The organism is Bradyrhizobium sp. ISRA464 (genome assembly GCF_029910095.1).
GTDB lineage: Bacteria > Pseudomonadota > Alphaproteobacteria > Rhizobiales > Xanthobacteraceae > Bradyrhizobium.
Genome location: NZ_CP094526.1, coordinates 6,579,214 through 6,598,457 on the forward strand (window position 1 = coordinate 6,579,214; position 19,244 = coordinate 6,598,457).

Genomic DNA, 19,244 nt, shown 5'->3' on the forward strand with positions numbered 1-19,244 from the left:
GCCCGGCTTTCGTGGGATGTGCGATCGATTGCAACGGGGAAGTAGAGCTGCCTTCGGCGGTCTGAAGCTCGGCGATATCGATGTGGGAATAACCGATCGGATAAGCCTTGAACTTTTTCTTCGAAGGCTTGCCGCCTTCAACCTCCGGCAATGGCTGATGCCGTGGCGCGCTACGGACAGCGATGCAGGAATGACCGCGTCGGATGCGGGATGGTCGGCTGCAGGGCATAGAGGCAATCGTCGAGCGGCAGCAGCGTATGCCGCCGGAAGCGACGATGATCGCCTTCTCGATGGAAAGGACTGTTTTACTTGGCTTTCTTGGGGCCAGTCGAACGATCGGCGACGGTCTCGCGCTGCTTCCATTTCGCGACAGTCTTCTGATTGATCCCGTAGCGCCTGGCGAGTGCTCTTCAGGCTCTCTTGACTATTTTGTATTGCTCGACAGACTGCCTCCCTCGTGGCGGCGCAGCCGTGTAAAACTTCTCCCAGAGCGCTTTCTTCGAATCGTGCGATAAGGATGCGCACCATCAAAGTCTGGGACTACACACCTACCGCTTTGAGCGCTTTTGGGAGGCCGCAGTTCGCGCAGGGCGCCGTTTGGCAGCATTGCCAGACAGGATATATTCACCAGATCCAACTAAGAATTGCTCGTTCTCGCGGATCCTAGTCTGCGCAGGCTCACCAAGGCGGCTAATCGTCAAAGCCGCCAGGAGTTGGGCCACAGCAATGGCCCCAAGCGCCGACTCCGGAAAGGCTTGTCCAGATGTTTGCGCCACAAAATGTAGACGCCTGGCGAATTCGGCGACAGGCGCAGCATAGCTGTCGGTGATTGCTACGATACGAGCGCCCGATAGCGACGCTTTCTCCGTCAACCGGTGAACCAATCGATTGAAAGGCGCGAAGGTCACCGCCACAAATGCGTCGCTTGGCAAGAGGTCTTCCAAAACGCCCTCAGGCGCCCCTCCCGGGCCGTCTAACAGAATGACGTTTGGCCTCGCTTTTCGCAAGCTGTAAGCTAGCGTATAGGCCGGAGTAAATGCGCTTCTCCTACCAAATACAAAGACCTTTGGCGCGTTCGCCAGAAGCTCGACCGCTTCTCTCAGCTTTTCTTCCGATAAGTGCGCACGAGCCTGTCTTACGACATCCAGCTCAGCAGCAAAGAATGAATCGACGAAGTCCTCCAATCCGATACCTTCACCCATCTTGCGAATGAGTGCCGAAGCGCTCTGCTGGTTGCGAGTGATCGAAAGGCGATCTCTCTGCTGACGATCTCGCATCATATCGATGAAGCGCTGTCGCAGTTCGCTATAGCCGGCCAATCCCAGTCGTTGTGCCAGCCGCACGAGACTCACGGGAGGAACGTTTGCGCGTCGAGAGATTTCGCGCATCGTCTGAAAGGCGACTTCATCCGGATTATTGATTAGGTAGTGAGCTGCGTCCACCGCCTGCCCGGACAGTTCGGTGCATATCTCCTTAATCTCTTCGACCAGATCAGCCGAACTCATGCGCATCTCCGATCCTCGTATTGGGTACAATACCAAAACCAAAAAAACTTGCCGGAGCGCGCCAGCCAGACGCTGTCACGAAAGTGGCACAATCGGCTTTGGCAGACGCTTCCATATTCAGCTTTTAGGCGAGCCGCCACGATAACGCCAGAGATCGTTTGCTATCTCCGAGGTGATGTGATCGGCATCCGGCGGATTTGGCGGTGCCATCTACCGCGTGCACATGCGATCGAGAATCGGGAAGCACCACGCGCGGTCCCGCGACTGAAAAATCCATCAAATCGGCAACAGTTAAGTATCCGGCCTACAACTTCGGGACGCAGGACTGATTTGACGATTTGAAATCAGCACCAGTCCATTGTCGTTCCCATCGCACATGACGTTTACAGGCGCTTTATCACTTGTTCTACTTCAGGGGAGTGCGGAGGTCGAAGGGCCGCGAGCGCGTCCGAGCTTTCCCGGCTCATCCTTCTTGGGCTGCTCTCCTCTCTGATCACGAGGAGCCCGGATAGAGTGTCTTGCAGGTTCACGCTGCCAACGTGATTTTCGCCCACGAGCTAATCGGCCGATATCCCCCCACAATGGGTTTCACATGAGGCGGCGGCTTTACGGTGGTAATCCATGATTCATCGGTGGGATTCTCATTCGACGACCTACTACGCTGAAGGCGCGCTGCATTCTGGCAGCACGCCGCGGACACTGAGCGAAATTCGGTGGCCGACATTCTCGAAAGGGCTTAGGGACATTTAATCCAAGAATAGCCTATGTGACCAAAACCGTTGTGGACAATACGACGCACGAGGGGCGGCAACGCCAGCTTGTGGCACGTGTGCAAGTCGCATGAGCAAAAGTTGCGAGCAACGTGCTGAATTTTCTGATCGGACGAGAGGCAGAGCCGGTCGTGGCAATGAAGGAGTCTATCGTCGTCTTCGATGCGGCCGAACACGAGAGCATTGACCCGAAGGGCATCGCGATCCGGGGGCCAGAATTAGCTCAACAACGAAGGGCGCCCCAACGAGATCATCGACACGGTTCTGACCGGCCCTCGCCGAAAAAGGGTTCGCGCCGATCGTCGAGCCGGTACGCGAATCGCTCGGAGGCCTTGGGCGAACGCTGAAAGCAATCTGTGATGCCGGCGGCGGGCAATAGAAATCGTCAATCCCTATCACGGCGACCATCAGGAGTGTGGCGCGAGCATCAGCGCACTACTGCGGAAGGAGTATATCGGTAACGAGCTATCGCTGCGGGCATTCTGCTCCGTAGTGACATGACGGCGGACGAGGCAGCCGCTAAGTTATGCCGAATAACCTTCGGTCATGAAAAACATTCACCGGCCCTGAAAATCGCGTGCTCATTCAATCTTCACTGAAAACCCTCCCCTTTACGAATTTCCTTCACAATAGCCCCGCTTGGACCAGCAATCTTATCGTGGAATTCGAGCTGGATGGGAAGACCATTGCGGTTCGGTGTTGACACGGCCGCGCCCTGCCGGTTTTGGAGTTCACAATCGGACCATTCGGTGGCCTAAGGAGCATTCAAGCGCGCGACCACTGCAATGATCAGCGAGGCATCACGATCACTCTCATCGCCCATCCGGTAAGGGAGAGATCGCGAACCAACCTTCAGCACCGTAGCGCCGCGAGGAAAACCAAGGCGGCAATGGTCTTACCCTCCAGCTCATCGTGAACCGCGAGTGCGGGAACGGAGGGACCGCTCGAATCTGAGCACAGCATCCACGAGCATAGTGCGCAAAGATGCATGTCTCGTGGGTCAAGACGGGCGAGAGCCGGCGCCGGGGCTTCGGCTTGAGCGTCGGCAGCCGATGAGCGCGGCGCAGGCCCTCGCGAGATCCGCGGCCGTTCCAGCTCGACCACGAAAGCCGCCGAGTTTCTCGCCGCGAGCTTTCACCGCCGCCAGCGCGGCCTTGGTCCGCGTCGAAAATCATGCCGGCTTCCAGCTCGGCAACGGACATCATGCTCTGAAGCAGAAAGCGGCCCGTCGCCCCCTCGATCTGCGGCAGGTCGCAAAGACGGACGTCGACCCAGATTCCAGAACGCGAGACGGAAACCCCTGCGAACGAGCTAGGCGATCAACCTTTGCGCAACCAGCGCCGCCTGTGCGCGCGGGCACAACGCAAGCGCCTTCGCTGCTCCGGTCTATCGGCGCGGTTGCCGCCTTCGACATAGCGCATCGTCACGCCATCGTCTGTGGTGGCGGCTATGCAAAGAAGGCGCCAGCGTTAATAGCGAGGCTCAAATCGTGGCGCGAACACTGGCCCGTTATCCCACAGACGCTGCGAGAAGACACCTCGTTGTCGTCAGATTGGCCGGTTCATCCTTGGCTTTTTGCTCCTGAAGAGGTGATGGTACAGTTGCGGCCCATTGCAAAGCATCCCGATGTCCGGTTTATGGAGCTGGAAAAGATTGTGCCTTGGCGCTATCGCACCTGGGATCGTCATCACGATGAGCCGCCAGAGCCGCTAACGATTTCTCCCTTGGCCCAGTTGATTAGATGCTGTCGGCGTTCGAGACTGGGTCCTTCCGCACGGGGACCTACGACCCGGGACTCGCGATCCCCGGCTTCAAAAGCGTCCACCTTCGCCGCCAGCCGCTGGTATCGCACATCACATCCGGTGCTGGCACGGAATTTGAGGATGCAAAGGGACGACATCGGGGCGAACCGCCGATGGGCGACGAGATGATGAGCCTGTGCGCCGTCGAGGAGAAAACTCCCTTGTACGATCTGTTGCGCGAAATGGTCGGCGTTGCAGCACAGCCGCCGCGTTGGAGAACATGCTGGCGCGCAGTTAATGGCTCGATCTTGCGCTCGAAGCCTTGGAGTTGCTACGGCCCGGCAACCGGATTGCTCGTGGCTCCCACCCCCACCAACAGCGCGTGGCACTGGCGCGCGATTGTCTCCAAGCGGGGCATCCTACTGCTCGACGAACCGCCCGGTGCGCGCGATCGATGCCGCGACGTTCTGAATGGCAAAAGCGCAATAGCACGCCGATGACTTCGGCGCATAGGCATGGCGTACCAAGATCGGCCCTACGCTCAGCTTGTTCTAGTAATCGCCAAGAACGCTTCGATACAGAAGCCGAACTTCAACGCCAGGCAACCATCTGCGCGGCCAGCGAAGTGCCTGCACCGCTTGCTGCCTCTCGCTGTCAGTTGAGTCCAACCGATCCTCCGACCATCAAGTGACGGGTGAACCAATCGCGCGCACTATTGCTGGTTAGGCCAAATTCCTCGGCATAGGGAACGAAGTGGTTGCCTGGGACCAGGACAAGCTTTTTGGGTTGAAGCGCAGCCTCGTAGGCGCGAAGCGAGAGGTCGGGCGGCACCAGTTCGTCGTCCAATGACAATATCATGAGCAGCGGAGTCGGCATGATGTATGGCGTGAAGGCTCCATTTTCCAAGCCACGGAGCAGGTCGAGAGAACGCAGCGTTAGCTCGTTCTTCCAATTCGGCGCTTGCTTAGCCTGATCCATGAAGTAGCTATACGCGGCTTGTCCTGGCATTGCACATGGTTCGGCCGGGTCGTCTGATACCGCCTTTATGGTCGCTGGTTTCTGGCCAAGAAACCGAGCCTCCCGGTCAGCATCCTGGGCAGCCAGGACTTCATTGCGCTGTTGCGGCTGGACACGGCGCAAGAAGTTCTGAAAGCCACTTGAGAATCCACTCTGTGAAACAACGCATTTAACCCGCCGATCATGCGCGGCGACCTCTAGGACGTGACCACCGGAATAGCTTGTGCCCCAGATTCCGATCCGACCGCCATCGACCTCCGGCCGCAATGATAAGAAGGTGATAGCATCACGATAGCCACGGCGCTGCAAGACGGGATCCGCTTCCTGCCGAGGCTCACCTTCCGATTCGCCGAAATTAATGTTGTCGTAGGCCAAAACCACGAAGCCACCGCGCGCGAAGAACTCGGCATATTTGTAAATGGAGCCTTCCTTCACGCCTGACATTCCCGGCGCCATAACGATGCCCGGCAACGTTCCCTCGCGTTTGACTGGAACCAGCAATAGCCCTCGAAGCATCACATTGCATGACGGAAATTCGACTTTCATGCGTTCAAATGCATGATCCTTATCGTTGTGGACGATATTAGCAGACCGACCATCTGCCTGCTTTGATTTCACTTCTTTTGTCCTTCCCTATTTCAATCGGACATACTCTACGACGCATTGTGCGCATCGAGGACCTCACGAATTTCGCTACGCGTCTGCGGCCAACAAGTGGAGTTCCTGTTGGTGATGATTAAGGCGAATGCATTCTAGGTGCGGCCACGGCCTGCCAAAGCCGACTGCGCATTAGGTCCAGCTGCCGTGCATTAAGACCGTGGGAAGTTAAAGACCAATCATCTTCGACCAAGTGCTGCCTTCTTCGTGCCTGCAAGCTCCAGTTAAGACGATCACAATTTTGAACGCAAATCAACCCGCATAATGAACGATCGTTAAGGTGAGCTTCCTAGACGAACGAACACTAGCTAAGATAGCCTGAGCATGTATTTGAGGCTCATAGAGTGAAGCTACGTACTTGAAGGGTCGTGAGATAACAGCGACCCAAAATTCCAACGCCCAGCGCGACGCCCATCTCATTCCTGTATGGCTACGGTCCTCTATCCTCCCTTGAAATCGCCGGACCGACCGTGTTCACCGCCGGCAAGGGCGTCTGGGTTTACGACGAGAACGGCCGACCGTTCCTGGAAGCTCTAGCGGGCATGCGGTGCACCTCGCTAGGATTTGGCGACGTCGAGCTTATCGAGGCGGCCGTCGAGCAGCTGCGAGTTGCCATTTTATCATACCGCTGGAAACAAATCGGTAGTTCGCAGCATTGAACTCGCCGACAGGCTCTGTACGTTTGTTCCGATCAAGGATGCGCGCATCTATTTCGCGTTGTCGGGGTCGGAGGCAAATGATTTCTTGGCCAAGTTCACTCGCTTCGCGAATGCCGCGAGCGGCAAGCCTTCAAAGATGAAGATCATAAGTCGGGTGAATAGCTACCACGGCGCGACTCTCGCTGCCACGAGCATGACCGGTATCGCAACGGCGTATGCTTTATTCGGACCGCCGCTGCCAGGCTTCCTCCATACAGACGAGCCGAACTTTTATACGCCCTACCGAGCGAATCAGGGCAGGATTTCGTTGCTCGCCTCGCCAGGAATCTTGAGGCCCTCATCGAACGCGAGGGCGTCCGACACGATCGCCGCCTTCATCACCGAACCGGCGACTGGAGGGGTGGCGTGATTATTCCACCGACTGGTTACTATCCGGCTGTCCAAGACGTGCTGAAGCGCCATGATATCAGCTTCATCGCCGACAATGTCATTACCAGCTTCAGTCGCACGGCAGCATGTTCGGTTGCGAAACGTTCCGCATGAGCCCTGAGGCCATGACCCTCGCCAAGGGGATGACCTCGGCGTATCAGACCTTGGCGGCGATAGTCATTCCCGATGAAAGCCGGTGCTGAATCCGCGACGGGCGGGATACTCACCCATGGCGCGACCTGCTCCAGACGCCCGGTCGGATGCGCTGTCGCGCTGAGGGTTCTCGAGATATTCGAGAAGCGCCAGCTACTCACACACATTCGCGCCGTTTCGCAGGTGTTTTCCAGACGCATCCATGGTTTCGCGGATCACCCTTTGGTCAGCCAGACGCGGGCGTCGGCCTTCTGGGGGCGATCGAGCTAGTGGCGTGCGAGCCAAGCCCCCGTGGCCTTAGGGAAACTTGTGAAGGAGATCAGCGAAAGCCGCTATGGCCTGATCTTCCGCTCGATGCGCCTTCTCGCCGCCTCCAATCATCTCTAAGGAGGAAATTAATGAATTGTTTGACCGGTTCGGTAAGGCGCTGGATGACGCTATGGCAGTCACCACGAGGGAGTAATTGCTGGCGTCTGACCATAGCATTAACTGACCGGAGAGACCTGCAGCTGGAGCGTTCTGTAACAACGTGCAGCCAAGGTGATGGCGGGACCGCTTGGCGCGCGTCCTGCCGGATAGTCGCCATCTCGCCCCGCGCGACGTAGAAGGCTTCTGGGCGCAATAATCGCAGCGGGGCGCCACGCTAACAGCATCCTGATCAGCCTGGACGAGGTTGGCGAGACGGCTAGTGTCGTCACGATGAATTTGTCGACCGCGAAGCGTGCGACTAACTCAATCGTCACGTGAGAGAGTACGTACGACTTCGCTTCGGGCTCTGAACGGGGTTGGTTATGCGGTCGAGCGCTGTCTTGTCGAGCTCCGCTACTAAACTGGATGCGACTTGGATCGGAAGCTGCTCAATGTTAGGTTATCGTCGGCCAAAGCGAAGGAGATTGTCGGGATGTACAAAGAATCAGCGAGGCGCAGGAACGGCCGAAGCCAAAATGCGCTCGCATTGCCAAAGCCGCGTCAGCGCCGCTCTGTAAGCGCCCGGGCCCTGCGCTCGGATACCCGCGAACGCATTCTGGAGGCGGCTATACGCATGTTCGGCGCTTACGGCTTCGAGTCAACCACAATGCGCGACCTCGCCGACGCCGTCGGCATCAAGGCACCGGGCATCTACAGTCATTTTAGTTCGAAGGAAGCGATCCTGAATGCCGCCGTCGAATGGGCGATGCACAGTTTCAGCAGCCAAGTGATTGGACCCGACGACCCCTTGGACCTACCAGCACATCGGTTGAAGGGCATTGTGATGCGCCACGTCAGCAATGAAATCAACGACCCCCAAGCTACCAAGGCCTTCAGCATGTTCATTTTCGGCCCAGCACGCGAACGGTACGTTAGTAAGCAGGCCGTTGCTCAAGTGCGCTCCTTGTCGAAGCAGTACATCGACACCGTTACGGATATACTCCAACAGATCGACCGCAATCTCAAGCCGCGCGAAGCACGGATGCGAGCCTTGATCATCACCGACATGTGCGACTCGGTCACTCGCTGGTACCGTGCCGACGGCCCCTACTCCCCGGAGAAGATCGGCAACTTCTATTGGCTATTGGTCAGCAAGATCGTCGGCCTCAAATAGCCGAATTTCGCTTACGAATCGCTCATAGGTGAGCAGGGTCAATTTAGCTTGACAAAACGCCACTCCCGACCAATAGGGAACTGTGGGAGAGGAGCCTATCTGGATAGCAGGGTTCAGCTATGACGGCTCATTGTTTGCTAAAGTAAGCGTTCGACCGCGCACCTGCGCTCGGGCCGGCCTACCAGCAACCGCCTGCAAACCAATAGCCGCCGTGGTCCCCAACAATGGACGTCGACTGATCTAACAGCCACCCATGTGCGTCTCCTCTGTCGATATGGACAACTTGAGAAAGATGACAGGCCACTGCCCGTGCTTCGCATAGTTGATGCTTCCTTACCACTGCGGACAGTGGTGGAGCTGCAAGACCCCGAATAGCTGCACCTCTTGCGCTGAACTCGCGACCTCAGCACCTGCCCTGCGCTGAGAGCGCGTTTACCGAATGCCTGAGACTGCAGAAAAAAGATCGCGCAATACAGATGACATACGGCGGCGGACGACGGCTGCAAATTTGTACCGGCGTTCTTAGGAAGGTATTGCACGCCTTCCACTCCGCATTCGGATGCCGCAAAAAGTAGCGACGACTTTTGCCAGCATACTAGTGATGAGAAGGGCGGATGAACCTCCTCCGAATGAGTGGACACCTTTAGTAGGCTCAGAGAGCTCGGAGGTGTCGAATGCCGGAACGTTAACGTCAATCTTTTACAGAGGACTACAAGCGCCAGCGCGCGGAACCTTGAGCGGTCAAAATAGGCGCTTGAGCTGGCGCAGTCAGGTCACCCCCCTGCAGATGCGAGAGGCATCCAAAGAATCTAGTTCCAACCGCTTGCACCGCGCCTCCAGGGCCATGCGCGACTCCCCTACTCTTGCCGGGAGCAAGAATCTCCATTATTCGCTACGCGCGGCAATCGAGCGTGGCACTAATGTACGGTATCGCCTGGTTTAAGCATGTCGGCCGAGCCGCCGGCGCACCGGGTGATAGCATGGATCGCTCCAGCCAAGAGATGCAGCGACTGCTTCCACAACTCGCAACCTACCTTAGCGATATCGATATCGGTTCAAGGCAGCGCTGTTTGCAGATGGACGCCGCGTTCTCCTCCAAGGTCGGCGAGCTGTAGCTCGAGCTGATCCAGCAATGCAATTCGCTCGGAGGACTGTCCGGACTGCTCGTGCCAGAGCTTCTTGATCGCGAGTTTGAGCTTCTCGATCAGCAAGGTGCCTGCGTGGGCGTCGGCTTCCGCTGCCGACCGGGCCGCTCGCTCGCGCGCAGCATCGCCTGCAGCGTGGTCGCATCGTCGGGAAGAGAATCATCGGCACCCATCGCCGACCAGAGAATCACAAGACGCGGTCTCTGTCCGAACCGCTGATCGTGCCGCCGATTCAAATCCCAGCGATCAGCCAGCCGCCTGCGGTCGCTAGGTCTGTTGCAACATCCGCTAGTCGATGCCCTCCAGCCCCGCGATTGGACCGGGAGATCGGTGAGGAGCTTCCACTCGACCTTCTTTCGCCGCTTCGGCCTTCCCCGCTCTTGAGCATGGATCACGGTCAGAGTGAGTGTGGGATATTTCGTCTGTTTTCCGATCGGCGGCAGGACGCGTATCTTGCGATACCTGATCTCAAGAACGGCGTCGTCTGGATCGCCTTTGTCGTTCCTAACGGTGATCCGATGTAGACCCTTGATCGTAACCTCGTCCATTTCGTCGGCAATTGTATGATTGCCGTCCCCGGCAAGCCGATCAACACTGGTTCGCACCAGGAAGTGCGTTCCAACCTCCTCGGCCAGCAAAACAGCGCATAGATGTCGCTCTCGCGATCACCAATGTGAACACATCGTCCAGGGGAAGCGAGAAGGTCGGTCGATCGCCGTAGATTTCTCGAGCCAGCGGATGCTCTCCTTCTGCTCGATGGGCACCCGTGCCGGATTGATCTTTCGCTTCAGCGCCGTCCTGCCCTTGAACTTCTTGCGAGTCCAGAACTTGATTGACGACAGTCCAAGCCGAAGCCCCTCGGTCGTCACCGCGAGACTCGAATGCATCAAGATGCCGCACTGCGTGCGTCCTGCCGTCTTGCCCGTAAAGCCGTTCAGATCCGGCTTCTCGCGCTTGAAGCTGAATTCCGTTGTGTCATGGAGGACGAGGATCGGTCCTTCCGTCGCCACCACGCGCCCGCGCGTCGCCTCGAATGACCGCAAAGAATATCCGCCTCGTTGACCCATCCATTGGAGAAGAAGCGATAGGCGGCCTTCGCGTTGGCCCAGTCCTGACAAACCAACGGGATGCTTTGACCCGTCTCGCTCCCGATTTGTGCGAGCAATTTGCAGAAACGGCGGCCAAGCCGCTCATCCTTAAACTCGCGTCCCGCAGCTTCCCGATCAAGCCACGTCTCGATAGCCGTCGTCAATCGCTGAGCATGCGCCCCTGCGCGTTCCTTCACCAAGTTCATCGAGCACCCCGCGCCTCAGAATCAGGTGCTCAACAATGAATCACAATAGATTCTGCCGATTCAAGATTTCGCCTGCGAAGCATCGCTCAAATCCGACGTCAAATGTGGGTAATTGAAAGCTTCACCGGACGGATACGATAGGGGACTATCACTGCACTCAGCAAAATCGTTGGGAGGACGTACGCGACCACAACGAAAAAGCTAGGAGAGCATCGTCTCGCGTACCGGACGGATCGCTGCCCCCACTACGGAAATTCTCGTTTGCCGAGCGAGCGGTGAAGTGACAGCCGCCTATGCGGTAAACTATGGATCCTAACTAGCAAGCCTGCTGCTTGTCAGCAAGTGGAAACGCAGAACGATAAGGACCGCGTAAATGGTCGTGCCAATTGATGAGCCAATCCAGATACCGGTGACGCCAAGGTCCGCCTTGAAACCAAGGAGATAGCTTAGGGAGAAGCCAATCAGCAAATAAGCGATGCAAACGAACAAAAGCGGCACCCGCGTATCCTTCAGGCCGCGCAGGCTTCCTACCCCGATAAGTTGCACGGCATCCGCAACAGAAACGGTTCCCCCGATCAAGAGTAGTTTTGCAGCCACTTCGATCGTCGTGTGGGCGTCGACCGCTGATTCATCGAGGAACAATGCGGCGATCTCAACACGCATGGCAATCACCGGAATCGTCAGCGTCACTGCAATCACAATACCGAGCAGGATCGCGGCCAAGCCTGCACGCTTAATGCCGGCATAGTTGTTGCGGCCAACCGCCTGAGCAACCCGCACGGCCGCGGCTGTGCTAACACCCAAATGGACCATAGACAGTATCATGGTGACCTGAAGCGCGATCTGATGAGCAGCGAGTGCGCTGGTACCGATCAGACCGACCAGCAGCGCCCCAGCCAAGGCCGCTCCAAAGCCCATCAACGTGGCAATTGAGCTCGGAGCGCCGATCCCGATCAGTTGCCGCGCCAGAGGCCAGTCAAAGCGCCAAAACTGCGCAAGTACGTGATAGTCACGGAAAGGTCTACGCATTGTGACGAACCATAAGCCAGCAGAGAACGTCGCACAGTTCACGAAGGTCGTAGCAAGGGCCGCTCCGAGCAGTTCAAGACGCGGCAGGCCAAGTCTTCCATAGATCATAAGATAGGCTAGCAAGGTGTTGATGGGAATGGCCGCGAGCGTAATCCAAAAGATCGGCTCTGGCCGGTTGACCGCGCCCATGAAACTGCGGATAGCTACAAAGCCCAGCGCTGGCGGCGCGCCCCAAGCCAATCCGAACAGATATATCTGAGCGAGACGCGCAGTATCGGGCGCCTGACCGAAAGCTTGGAATGCTCGCTCTCCGCATAACGCGAACGCCATAATCACGAATGATAGCATCATAGCTGCCCAAAGCCCAATGCGCATCGCGCTCCGTACCATAGCGAGATTGTTCGCTCCAAACGCCTGCGCCGCCAATGGCGCGATCGGCGCCAGGAATGCCGCACCGAATGTAAAGGCAAGAATATAGACTCTGCCGGCGAGTCCTGCCGCGGCGACTGCCTCTGTACCGATGTGCCCGATGAAGGCGAGATCAGTTGCCGTCATCACGATCTGCCCAACTTGAGTCAACGCCATCGGCCACGCGAGCTTTGCGGTCTTCTTGAGCTCGACAACGAACTGATAGCCCATCCGTCTCGTCACTTCGCGCCGCGAATTCCACAGCGACCTTCTTTCGACTACATTTCGCAACATTTATGCCGCTCCCAGTTATTTTTCTGGGTCTAGCGCACCCTTGCCCAATTTGAGATGACTTCCGTGGCTTTTCGCAAAAACGTTGCTGTCAACGGATCATCTTTTCGCGCGTTAATTCGAAGAAGAGCGCCAAGTGGTCCGCACATCAAACGCTCGATCGTCAGGATCTTGCAATGGATGCGGTGCGAGCCCTGATTGATCACGAGATCGACTCGCAAGTGAGCACACAGCAAAATGGAGAGACGGTGCTGCAAGCGCCTGAAACCAAAACGCGCACTGGCGTGAGCTTGAGACGCGATATTCCACTAGACAATCTGGCACTCCTTGAGCGAAGCAGCATTTGCTGAGTGTAGTCCTTCTGCAAGGCTCGCGCCAACTCCGAGAACTCTATGAAGCCGCAGTTATTTGCTCAAACTGCACGTGTCGTAGGTCCGACATGTCACAGACCCAACAGCCGGTATTAGATATACTTGAGTTAAGCGCCCGCGGCAGGCTGCCGCCGCTGGCGGGCGCTCTCAACTGCTAGGAGTAACTGGCGTGAGGTCCCCACCTAGCCATCCCTCGGTTAGCGCTCGATACAGCCTGGCACGAGCGGATCAGGGGAAGTGGAACGATGGCAAATGCCATGCTTGATGCCAGGCAGGAAGACGGACCTGTCGTCGCGTCGAGATGATTACCGGCGAACGTCGGCGGCGGCGATGGGCGGGCGAGGAGAAGGCCCGATCGTGGCGGAGAGCTTTGAGGAAGGCGTGAACATCTTCGATGTAGCGCGGCGCGATGGCGTCGCCCGCGGGCTGCACACGTTGTGGCGACGCGAGGTTGCGGCGATGGCCATCAAGGTGCCGAGCTTTGTCCAATCGAAGTTGGTGCCGGGAGCAGCGGCACAGCCGACGAGCGCATTGCGTCGGCACAGATGAGGTCTTTGGAGACCAGCGCGCCGCCGATCAAGACCTGCGGGGTGGTCGAGATCGAGCTGAGTGGGGCGCATCCAGATCGAGCCGGGCGTGGAGCTGGCGACGCTTTCGACGGTGCGTCGGCGCTTCGGGGCCTCCGGTGATTGCACTGAGATCCGACCTCAAGTGGTGCTGGCGGCACAGCCGGTCGACTTTCCCAAGTCGGTGGGCAAGCTGTCGGCGCTGCTGAGCGAAGCGCTGCGCGCGAACCCGTATTGCGGCGACGTCATCGTGTTCCGCAGCGAGCGCGTGGACAGAGTGAAGCTCCTGGCGTAGGACGGCAGCGGCATGGTGCTGGTAACGAAGTGATTGCACCAGGGCCACCCTGGCCACCGATCCGCGACGGCTTGCTGCATCTAAGTACGACGCAGCTCGCAATGCTGCTTGACGGGTTGGAGTGGACGCGTGTCACACCCAAGCCTGTGAAACACAGCGAGGCGTTGAACGTGATCCCCGCGATCCTGCGCGTGCTGTGGACGATCCGTCCCAAGTACGCCTGCCGCAGCTGCACCGATGGCGTGGTCCAGCCGAAGGTGCAATCTATACACTAGCTAGGAGAACATCCTCTCGTTTCCTGCCTCGAGAACAGTGCGAACTTCACGTGCAATACCGCGGCTCTGTAGGAAACGTCATCCTTTTTCGGCTATTCTCACGATCTTCTCAAGCATCGAGCTTTGCAACGAGACCCGAAAGAACTGCTTGGCGATCCCAAAACAGGCTTTCGAAGTCCCTGCAGCCGTTCGGAGTAGCTGAGGATGACCGCGCGGAGTTGCATAGGACGAGCCCCGCGAGCGCGCTAGCCGAGGACCTCCTCGCAAAGGGCAGTCTTTGGACCGTTTGCGCCCGCGGCAAATATTGTCAGTTGAGATGCGGAGCGAGGTCGCCATCAATCAGGCGTTCGGCCACGGCCGGAAGGAGGACGTCTGATTCCTGTGCGAAGAGCAGATTGCCAGCTCGCTGGTGACTCCCTCCAGCCTAACCATTACGCTATGAGCTGATGCACGCACGCTCCTTACGCCGCACCTGTCCAGTTCGTCGGCCGCACGGACATTGCCAAACCCGAAGCCGGATTCGAAGTTCGGGCGGGCCATCAAATGCGATCAGGCAGCGAGGTATCTCGCAATTGGCCGCTGCTCATCTTCTAACTTCAGCGGAGACTTGCCATGAGCTACTAGGTCCATCTTCGAGAAAGACCTGGCCCGTGTCCTTCTCAGCCGTCCGTCGTATGTGCCGGTGATCATTGACGTCACGGTCACAGATCGGATCATTTATTTGCGCGGATTCAACGCTCGCCACACCTTTTGGGCTGTGATGGGCATGTCAAGATGAAGCACGCCGAGAGGGCGCAGCGCATCAACAATGGCATTGCCGACCGCAGCAGGCGCGCCGTTGGTCGGCAGCTCCCCAACGCCCTTGATTCCCATAAAATTGTTTGGCGAGGGCGTGCTGATCGTCTCGATGCGGAAATTCGGCACCTCGTCTGCGCGCGGAAGTGCATAGTCCATGAGGTTGCGGCTGAGCAGCTGGCCTGTAGTCTCATCATAGATGGCTGCTTCCATCAGGGCATTGCCGATTCCTTGAACTGTGCCGCCGTGTATCTGACCGGCGAGCAGGCGCGGATTCACGATAACTCCGCAATCAGCGACCGCTGTGAAACGGTCGATCCGTGTTACGCCGATCTCGGGATCGATCTCGACTTCGCAGACCATGACGCCGGTAGGATAGGATTCGATTTTATCGGCGAAGACCGCCCTTGCCTCGAACGGCTCATAAGCTGCGAGCTCCAGCAAGCTTATGCTACGGTCGGTTCCGACGATCTCGAATGCGCCGAGGCGGAACGTGATGTCCTGCGTCGCTATCTCCAACCACTCGGCCGCGAGGTCGCGTCCGCGTTGGATCAGGACGTCCGCCGCGCGCCTCAGCGTAGTGCCAGTAATAATCAGTGACGAGGAACCGCCGGTACCACCGCCGTGGGCGTTGGCGCACGTGTCGCCTTGCCGGATCTCGATCGTGTGCGTCGGAATGCCGAGGGCCGCCGACAGGATCTGCGCGTAGACGGTCTCGTGTCCCTGTCCCTGGCTTTGCGTGCCGATTTTGGCGACTACGCGCCGGGCATCGACCTGGAGGATGGCATGTTCATCTGCGATCCCGCCTGTCGCGTGGAGGTGGCAGGAGACGCCAAGCCCCCGTCGCAGACCGCGAGCTTCGCTGGAGGCGCGGCGGATGGGGAAGGCCGGCTCGTCGGCGGCCTCGAGCGCCGTCTCAAACAGCCGCCGACAGTCGGCTGCGTCATAGGTGTAGCCGCTCGCCGACGCATACGGCATTTTCTCAAGATTCAGCAAATTGAGCCGGCGCAATTCGATAGGCGACCGGCCCGTCTCGTGCGCGGCGATATCGACCAGCCTTTCCAGCAGGAACAGTGCTTCCGGTTTGCCAGCGCCGCGCATGGCGTCAACAGGAACAGTGTTGGTGAAGGCGCAGTCGAAGTCAAGACGGATCGCCGGGATTCGGTAGAGCCCAGAGATCACTTTGGCAAGACCGGTCGTGGGGGTAGTCGGCGCGAACATCGAGACATAGGCGCCTACGTTGGCATCGGCTTTCACGCGCACGGCGAGAAAGTGGCCTTCGCCATCGAGGCCGAGCTCAGCCGAGGCGATAAGGTCTCGCGCGTGGATATCAGCGACTGCTAGCTCGGAACGCTCACAGACCCAGCGCAGGCCTCTTCCGAGCTTGCGCGTCGCCCACGCGATCAGCGCCACTTCGGCATAGATCTGGTACTTTGGCCCGAAACCGCCCCCAACATCCTCAGTAATCAGACGAAGCTTCTCCTTCGGAACGTGGAGCACGTGCTCGCACATGAGTCGGTGCGGAATGTGCACGCCCTGCGAGGAAAGAGTAACGGTGACGAGATCGTGGCCCATGTCGTAAGCCGACCAAGCCGCTCGCGGTTCCAAATAGTGCGCGATCTGGCGCGGCGAGCGGATGGTAAGCTTCGAGACATGCGCTGCGCTGTCAATGGCCGCCTTGGTCGCGGCCGCATCGCCCTTGCTCCACCGGCACATTAAATTGCCTGGCGCTTCGTCGTGCAGCAGTGGCGCGCCAGGCGCGAGCGCCTGCGCCACCGTTACAACAACGGGCAGTTGCTGGTATTCGACAGCCAGCAGCTCGGCCGCGTCTCGCGCCTGATTCAGCGTTTCGGCGACGATCATTGCCACGATGTCGCCGACGTGGCGCACCTTGCCCTCCGGCATCGGTGGATGCGATGGCTCGCGATGGCGCTTACCCTCAGCATCCTTGATCTCGCTGACGGCAGGGAGATGGCCGAGTTTGTCGGCAGTAGTATCCGCCGCGGTATAGATTGCCATGACCCCCGGCGTTCTTAAGGCGGCCTCGTTGTGGATGCTGACGATGAGTGCATGAGCATGGGGCGAGCGTACGAACAGCACTGAAAGCGCGTCGGCGGGTGCTGTGTTGCTGGCATAGCGCCCGCGTCCAGTAAGGAAGCGCTGGTCCTCGCGGCGGGCGATTGGCTCGCCTATCTCACTTGGTGCGTTCATGGAATAAGGGCGTGTCATCGTCTCGAGAAGGCAAGAATGTCCCGGCGTTCCACAGAATGCCGTTTGGATAAGCGCTAAATAACTCGTCGCGCTCAAACCAGAGCGCCGTTCAACGGTTTGGCAGCCCTTACGGACGACGCTGACGCGTACCGCCTAAACGGATTAACTGGCCGCTTGAGGCGAGGCCCTCTACCTCCCTTCGAATTTCCTTGGTGACGATAACGAGCTCGACATCAATCCACCGAAAAGACGCGAGCACAGCGCTTGCGGCGAGTTCCGTTTACTGCGAGCCGGATCGGGCATCGATGAGCAAGTATGTATTGGACAGACCGCCCCCTTCATGGGAGCGCGGGGTCGACTGGGCTCGAACAAGGATTCGAGGTCGGACCTCCGCTTAAGTTTCCGAGAGCGCGCCACGCATTTCAGTGAGATCCAACAAGTTCGGTTCCTGGAAAAGCGCCGGCTTAGTTTCGCTGATGCAAGGTCCGCATGCCGCACAGCTTATTGGTTTCCTATGGTTTTATGCATAGCGGCTAGCCGAAACGGGCCCCTTGCTTCTCTATCTCCGCGCGCTCGGCGATCACGTCGGAGATTCGATTATGCGGCTCCACGAGACGAGAGAGTCGCGGTTGGCCGAACCGCTGGATCTGCACGCGATGAGTCAGCGCATCGATCGAGATTCTTCGTTAGAAACGAATTGGGTGAGTGTGCATGCTGCGTGCTTCCCGACGTTTGGCAGCTCTGAGAGCTAGAGGCTTCTCAACTGATGGTCGTATGCTTCCGTTTTTTAGACAACTACAAGCTTTGGTAGGAACCAGGCACACAGATTGTAGAATCGCCCAGAGATCAGGATACACTAGCGCCGTTAGTGTGCTGTCCCGGCAATTCGTGAGCAAAGTCGATGCAGCTTCTCGAGGATTGCGTCTGCCGTAGACGTCCAGCGGAATGGCTGGCAGGTGGCGTTGTATGCCGAGACGAAGTGATCGATTTTCCGGACGAGTTGCTTAACGTTGGAGAAGGAGCCGCGGCGGATCGCCTTGTCGGTGATCAATGCAAAGAAGCGCTCCACCTAGTTAAGCCAAGAACTGTAGCTGGGAATGAAGTGCATCTGCCAGCGAGGTCTGATCGCGAGCCAGGCCTTGATCTTCGGGTGATTGTGGGTCGCGTAATTGTCGATGATACAGTGGATATCCAGTCCAATGGGAACCGCTTTATCGATCGCGCGCAGGAACGACAGGAATTCCTGATGCCGATGACGCGTCTCGGGATCGCCAGGCAGGGCGTCGCCAAATCAGAGCATATTCGTCGCCATCTGGCGACGCGTTCGGCGCTCCTGATTCACTTCGCCGCAGCACTACCAACAGCTATCCGTGCTGCGCTGGCGCCGGTGTCTCCCGTGCCTCATGCACAAACCGCCAGTCGAGTCCTTCCAGCAGCGCCGACAATTGCGCCGCTGACAGGCGCATCACACCGTACTCGATCTTCGGCCAGCGGAAGATCCCATCCTCAAGCCTCTTGGCGAACAAGCACAGGCCCGTTCCATCCCAGAACACCAGCTTGATCCGGTCCGCCCGCTTGGCCCAGAACACATAGACAGCTCCCGAGAATGGATCTGCACCCATGCTCTCGCGCACCAGGGTCGCAAGACCCTCTATGCCCTTGCGGAAGTCTACCGGTTTGGTTGCCACCATCACCCGGACCGCGCCTGACGGACCGATCACCGGCTCGCCTTCAGCGCCTGGACGATCGACGCAATCATCGCGGTGTCCGCTCCCGGACCGGCTCGGATCGTGATGCCGTCGACTTCAATCTCGATGATCCCGCTATCTGCCTTGCGCACCGCTTTACGCTCCCGGTGAGCAGTCGGCAGCGGCACCACGGCGTCCACCACCGCCGGCACAAACTGAACTTCGTCCTCTTGGGAACGACCGCCTGATGCTTCTCGCAACTGGCGTCGCCAGCGAAACAGCTGCTGCGGCGACAATCCATGCCGTCGCGCCACAGAACACACCGAGTCGCCACTCGCCACGATTAAGGCAATCGCCAACCT

14 protein-coding genes and 4 pseudogenes are annotated in these 19,244 nt (G+C 58.3%); 7 read left to right on the forward strand and 11 right to left on the reverse strand.

The window, feature by feature from the left end; translation table 11 throughout:
- Window positions 1–14: 14 nt before the first annotated feature.
- Window positions 15–489 (reverse strand): annotated as a pseudogene (locus tag MTX19_RS30685) (IS481 family transposase); the annotation flags it as partial.
- 59 nt (window positions 490–548) lie between these two features.
- Entirely contained in the window at window positions 549–1,505 is a 957-nt protein-coding gene (locus MTX19_RS30690; RefSeq protein ID WP_280980622.1) for a MurR/RpiR family transcriptional regulator, read from the reverse strand.
- Between the two features lie 2,511 nt (window positions 1,506–4,016).
- Between MTX19_RS30690 and MTX19_RS30695 the strand changes: the two genes are divergently transcribed.
- On the forward strand, window positions 4,017–4,517 hold the full coding sequence (locus tag MTX19_RS30695) for a hypothetical protein (RefSeq protein WP_280980623.1): 501 nt from the start codon (window positions 4,017–4,019) through the stop codon (window positions 4,515–4,517).
- 154 nt (window positions 4,518–4,671) lie between these two features.
- Here the strand turns inward: MTX19_RS30695 and MTX19_RS30700 are convergent, their stop codons facing one another.
- Complete coding sequence (locus MTX19_RS30700; RefSeq protein ID WP_280980624.1) at window positions 4,672–5,652, reverse strand: alpha/beta hydrolase; 981 nt, start codon at window positions 5,650–5,652, stop codon at window positions 4,672–4,674.
- Window positions 5,653–6,300: 648 nt separating this feature from the next.
- Here MTX19_RS30700 and MTX19_RS30705 point away from each other — a divergent pair.
- Window positions 6,301–6,759: an aminotransferase class III-fold pyridoxal phosphate-dependent enzyme gene (locus MTX19_RS30705; protein WP_280980625.1), complete on the forward strand. Its 459-nt coding sequence runs from the start codon at window positions 6,301–6,303 to the stop codon at window positions 6,757–6,759.
- Between the two features lie 1,074 nt (window positions 6,760–7,833).
- On the forward strand, window positions 7,834–8,514 hold the full coding sequence (locus MTX19_RS30710; RefSeq protein WP_280980626.1) for a TetR/AcrR family transcriptional regulator: 681 nt from the start codon (window positions 7,834–7,836) through the stop codon (window positions 8,512–8,514).
- A gap of 1,055 nt (window positions 8,515–9,569) precedes the next feature.
- Here MTX19_RS30710 and MTX19_RS30715 read toward each other — a convergent pair.
- The 4 genes from MTX19_RS30715 to MTX19_RS30730 form a co-directional block, all read right to left on the reverse strand.
- Entirely contained in the window at window positions 9,570–9,725 is a 156-nt protein-coding gene (locus MTX19_RS30715) for a hypothetical protein (RefSeq protein ID WP_280980627.1), read from the reverse strand.
- Window positions 9,726–10,324: 599 nt separating this feature from the next.
- The gene (locus MTX19_RS30720; protein WP_280985012.1) at window positions 10,325–10,702 is read right to left on the reverse strand and encodes a hypothetical protein; all 378 of its coding nucleotides are present in this window, start codon (window positions 10,700–10,702) and stop codon (window positions 10,325–10,327) included.
- Window positions 10,594–10,953, reverse strand: a complete 360-nt coding sequence (locus MTX19_RS30725) for a transposase (RefSeq protein WP_280980628.1) — start codon at window positions 10,951–10,953, stop codon at window positions 10,594–10,596. Before MTX19_RS30725 ends, MTX19_RS30720 begins: the two co-directional genes overlap by 109 nt.
- A gap of 312 nt (window positions 10,954–11,265) precedes the next feature.
- Window positions 11,266–12,621 (reverse strand): MATE family efflux transporter, encoded by a 1,356-nt coding sequence (locus tag MTX19_RS30730; protein WP_280980629.1) that lies wholly within the window; start codon window positions 12,619–12,621, stop codon window positions 11,266–11,268.
- 236 nt (window positions 12,622–12,857) lie between these two features.
- Between MTX19_RS30730 and MTX19_RS30735 the strand changes: the two genes are divergently transcribed.
- From MTX19_RS30735 to MTX19_RS30750, 4 genes and pseudogenes are all read left to right on the forward strand, one after another.
- The gene (locus MTX19_RS30735; protein ID WP_280980630.1) at window positions 12,858–13,031 is read left to right on the forward strand and encodes a hypothetical protein; all 174 of its coding nucleotides are present in this window, start codon (window positions 12,858–12,860) and stop codon (window positions 13,029–13,031) included.
- Between the two features lie 378 nt (window positions 13,032–13,409).
- A complete protein-coding gene (locus tag MTX19_RS30740) occupies window positions 13,410–13,601 on the forward strand; it encodes a hypothetical protein (protein ID WP_280980631.1) in 192 nt (63 codons plus the stop codon).
- Between the two features lie 150 nt (window positions 13,602–13,751).
- Window positions 13,752–14,047 (forward strand): annotated as a pseudogene (gene tnpB / locus MTX19_RS30745) (IS66 family insertion sequence element accessory protein TnpB); the annotation flags it as partial.
- 21 nt (window positions 14,048–14,068) lie between these two features.
- A pseudogene (locus MTX19_RS30750) lies at window positions 14,069–14,164 on the forward strand (IS66 family transposase zinc-finger binding domain-containing protein); the annotation flags it as partial.
- A gap of 741 nt (window positions 14,165–14,905) precedes the next feature.
- Here MTX19_RS30750 and MTX19_RS30755 read toward each other — a convergent pair.
- The 4 genes and pseudogenes from MTX19_RS30755 to MTX19_RS30770 form a co-directional block, all read right to left on the reverse strand.
- Window positions 14,906–17,212 (reverse strand): xanthine dehydrogenase family protein molybdopterin-binding subunit, encoded by a 2,307-nt coding sequence (locus tag MTX19_RS30755; protein ID WP_280980632.1) that lies wholly within the window; start codon window positions 17,210–17,212, stop codon window positions 14,906–14,908.
- 847 nt (window positions 17,213–18,059) lie between these two features.
- Window positions 18,060–18,452 (reverse strand): annotated as a pseudogene (locus MTX19_RS30760) (transposase); the annotation flags it as partial.
- Window positions 18,453–18,558: 106 nt separating this feature from the next.
- The gene (gene tnpB, locus MTX19_RS30765) at window positions 18,559–18,915 is read right to left on the reverse strand and encodes an IS66 family insertion sequence element accessory protein TnpB (RefSeq protein ID WP_280980633.1); all 357 of its coding nucleotides are present in this window, start codon (window positions 18,913–18,915) and stop codon (window positions 18,559–18,561) included.
- A complete protein-coding gene (locus tag MTX19_RS30770; protein WP_280980634.1) occupies window positions 18,912–19,178 on the reverse strand; it encodes a hypothetical protein in 267 nt (88 codons plus the stop codon). The genes tnpB (MTX19_RS30765) and MTX19_RS30770 overlap by 4 nt, the downstream gene beginning before the upstream one ends.
- Between the last annotated feature and the right edge of the window lie 66 nt (window positions 19,179–19,244).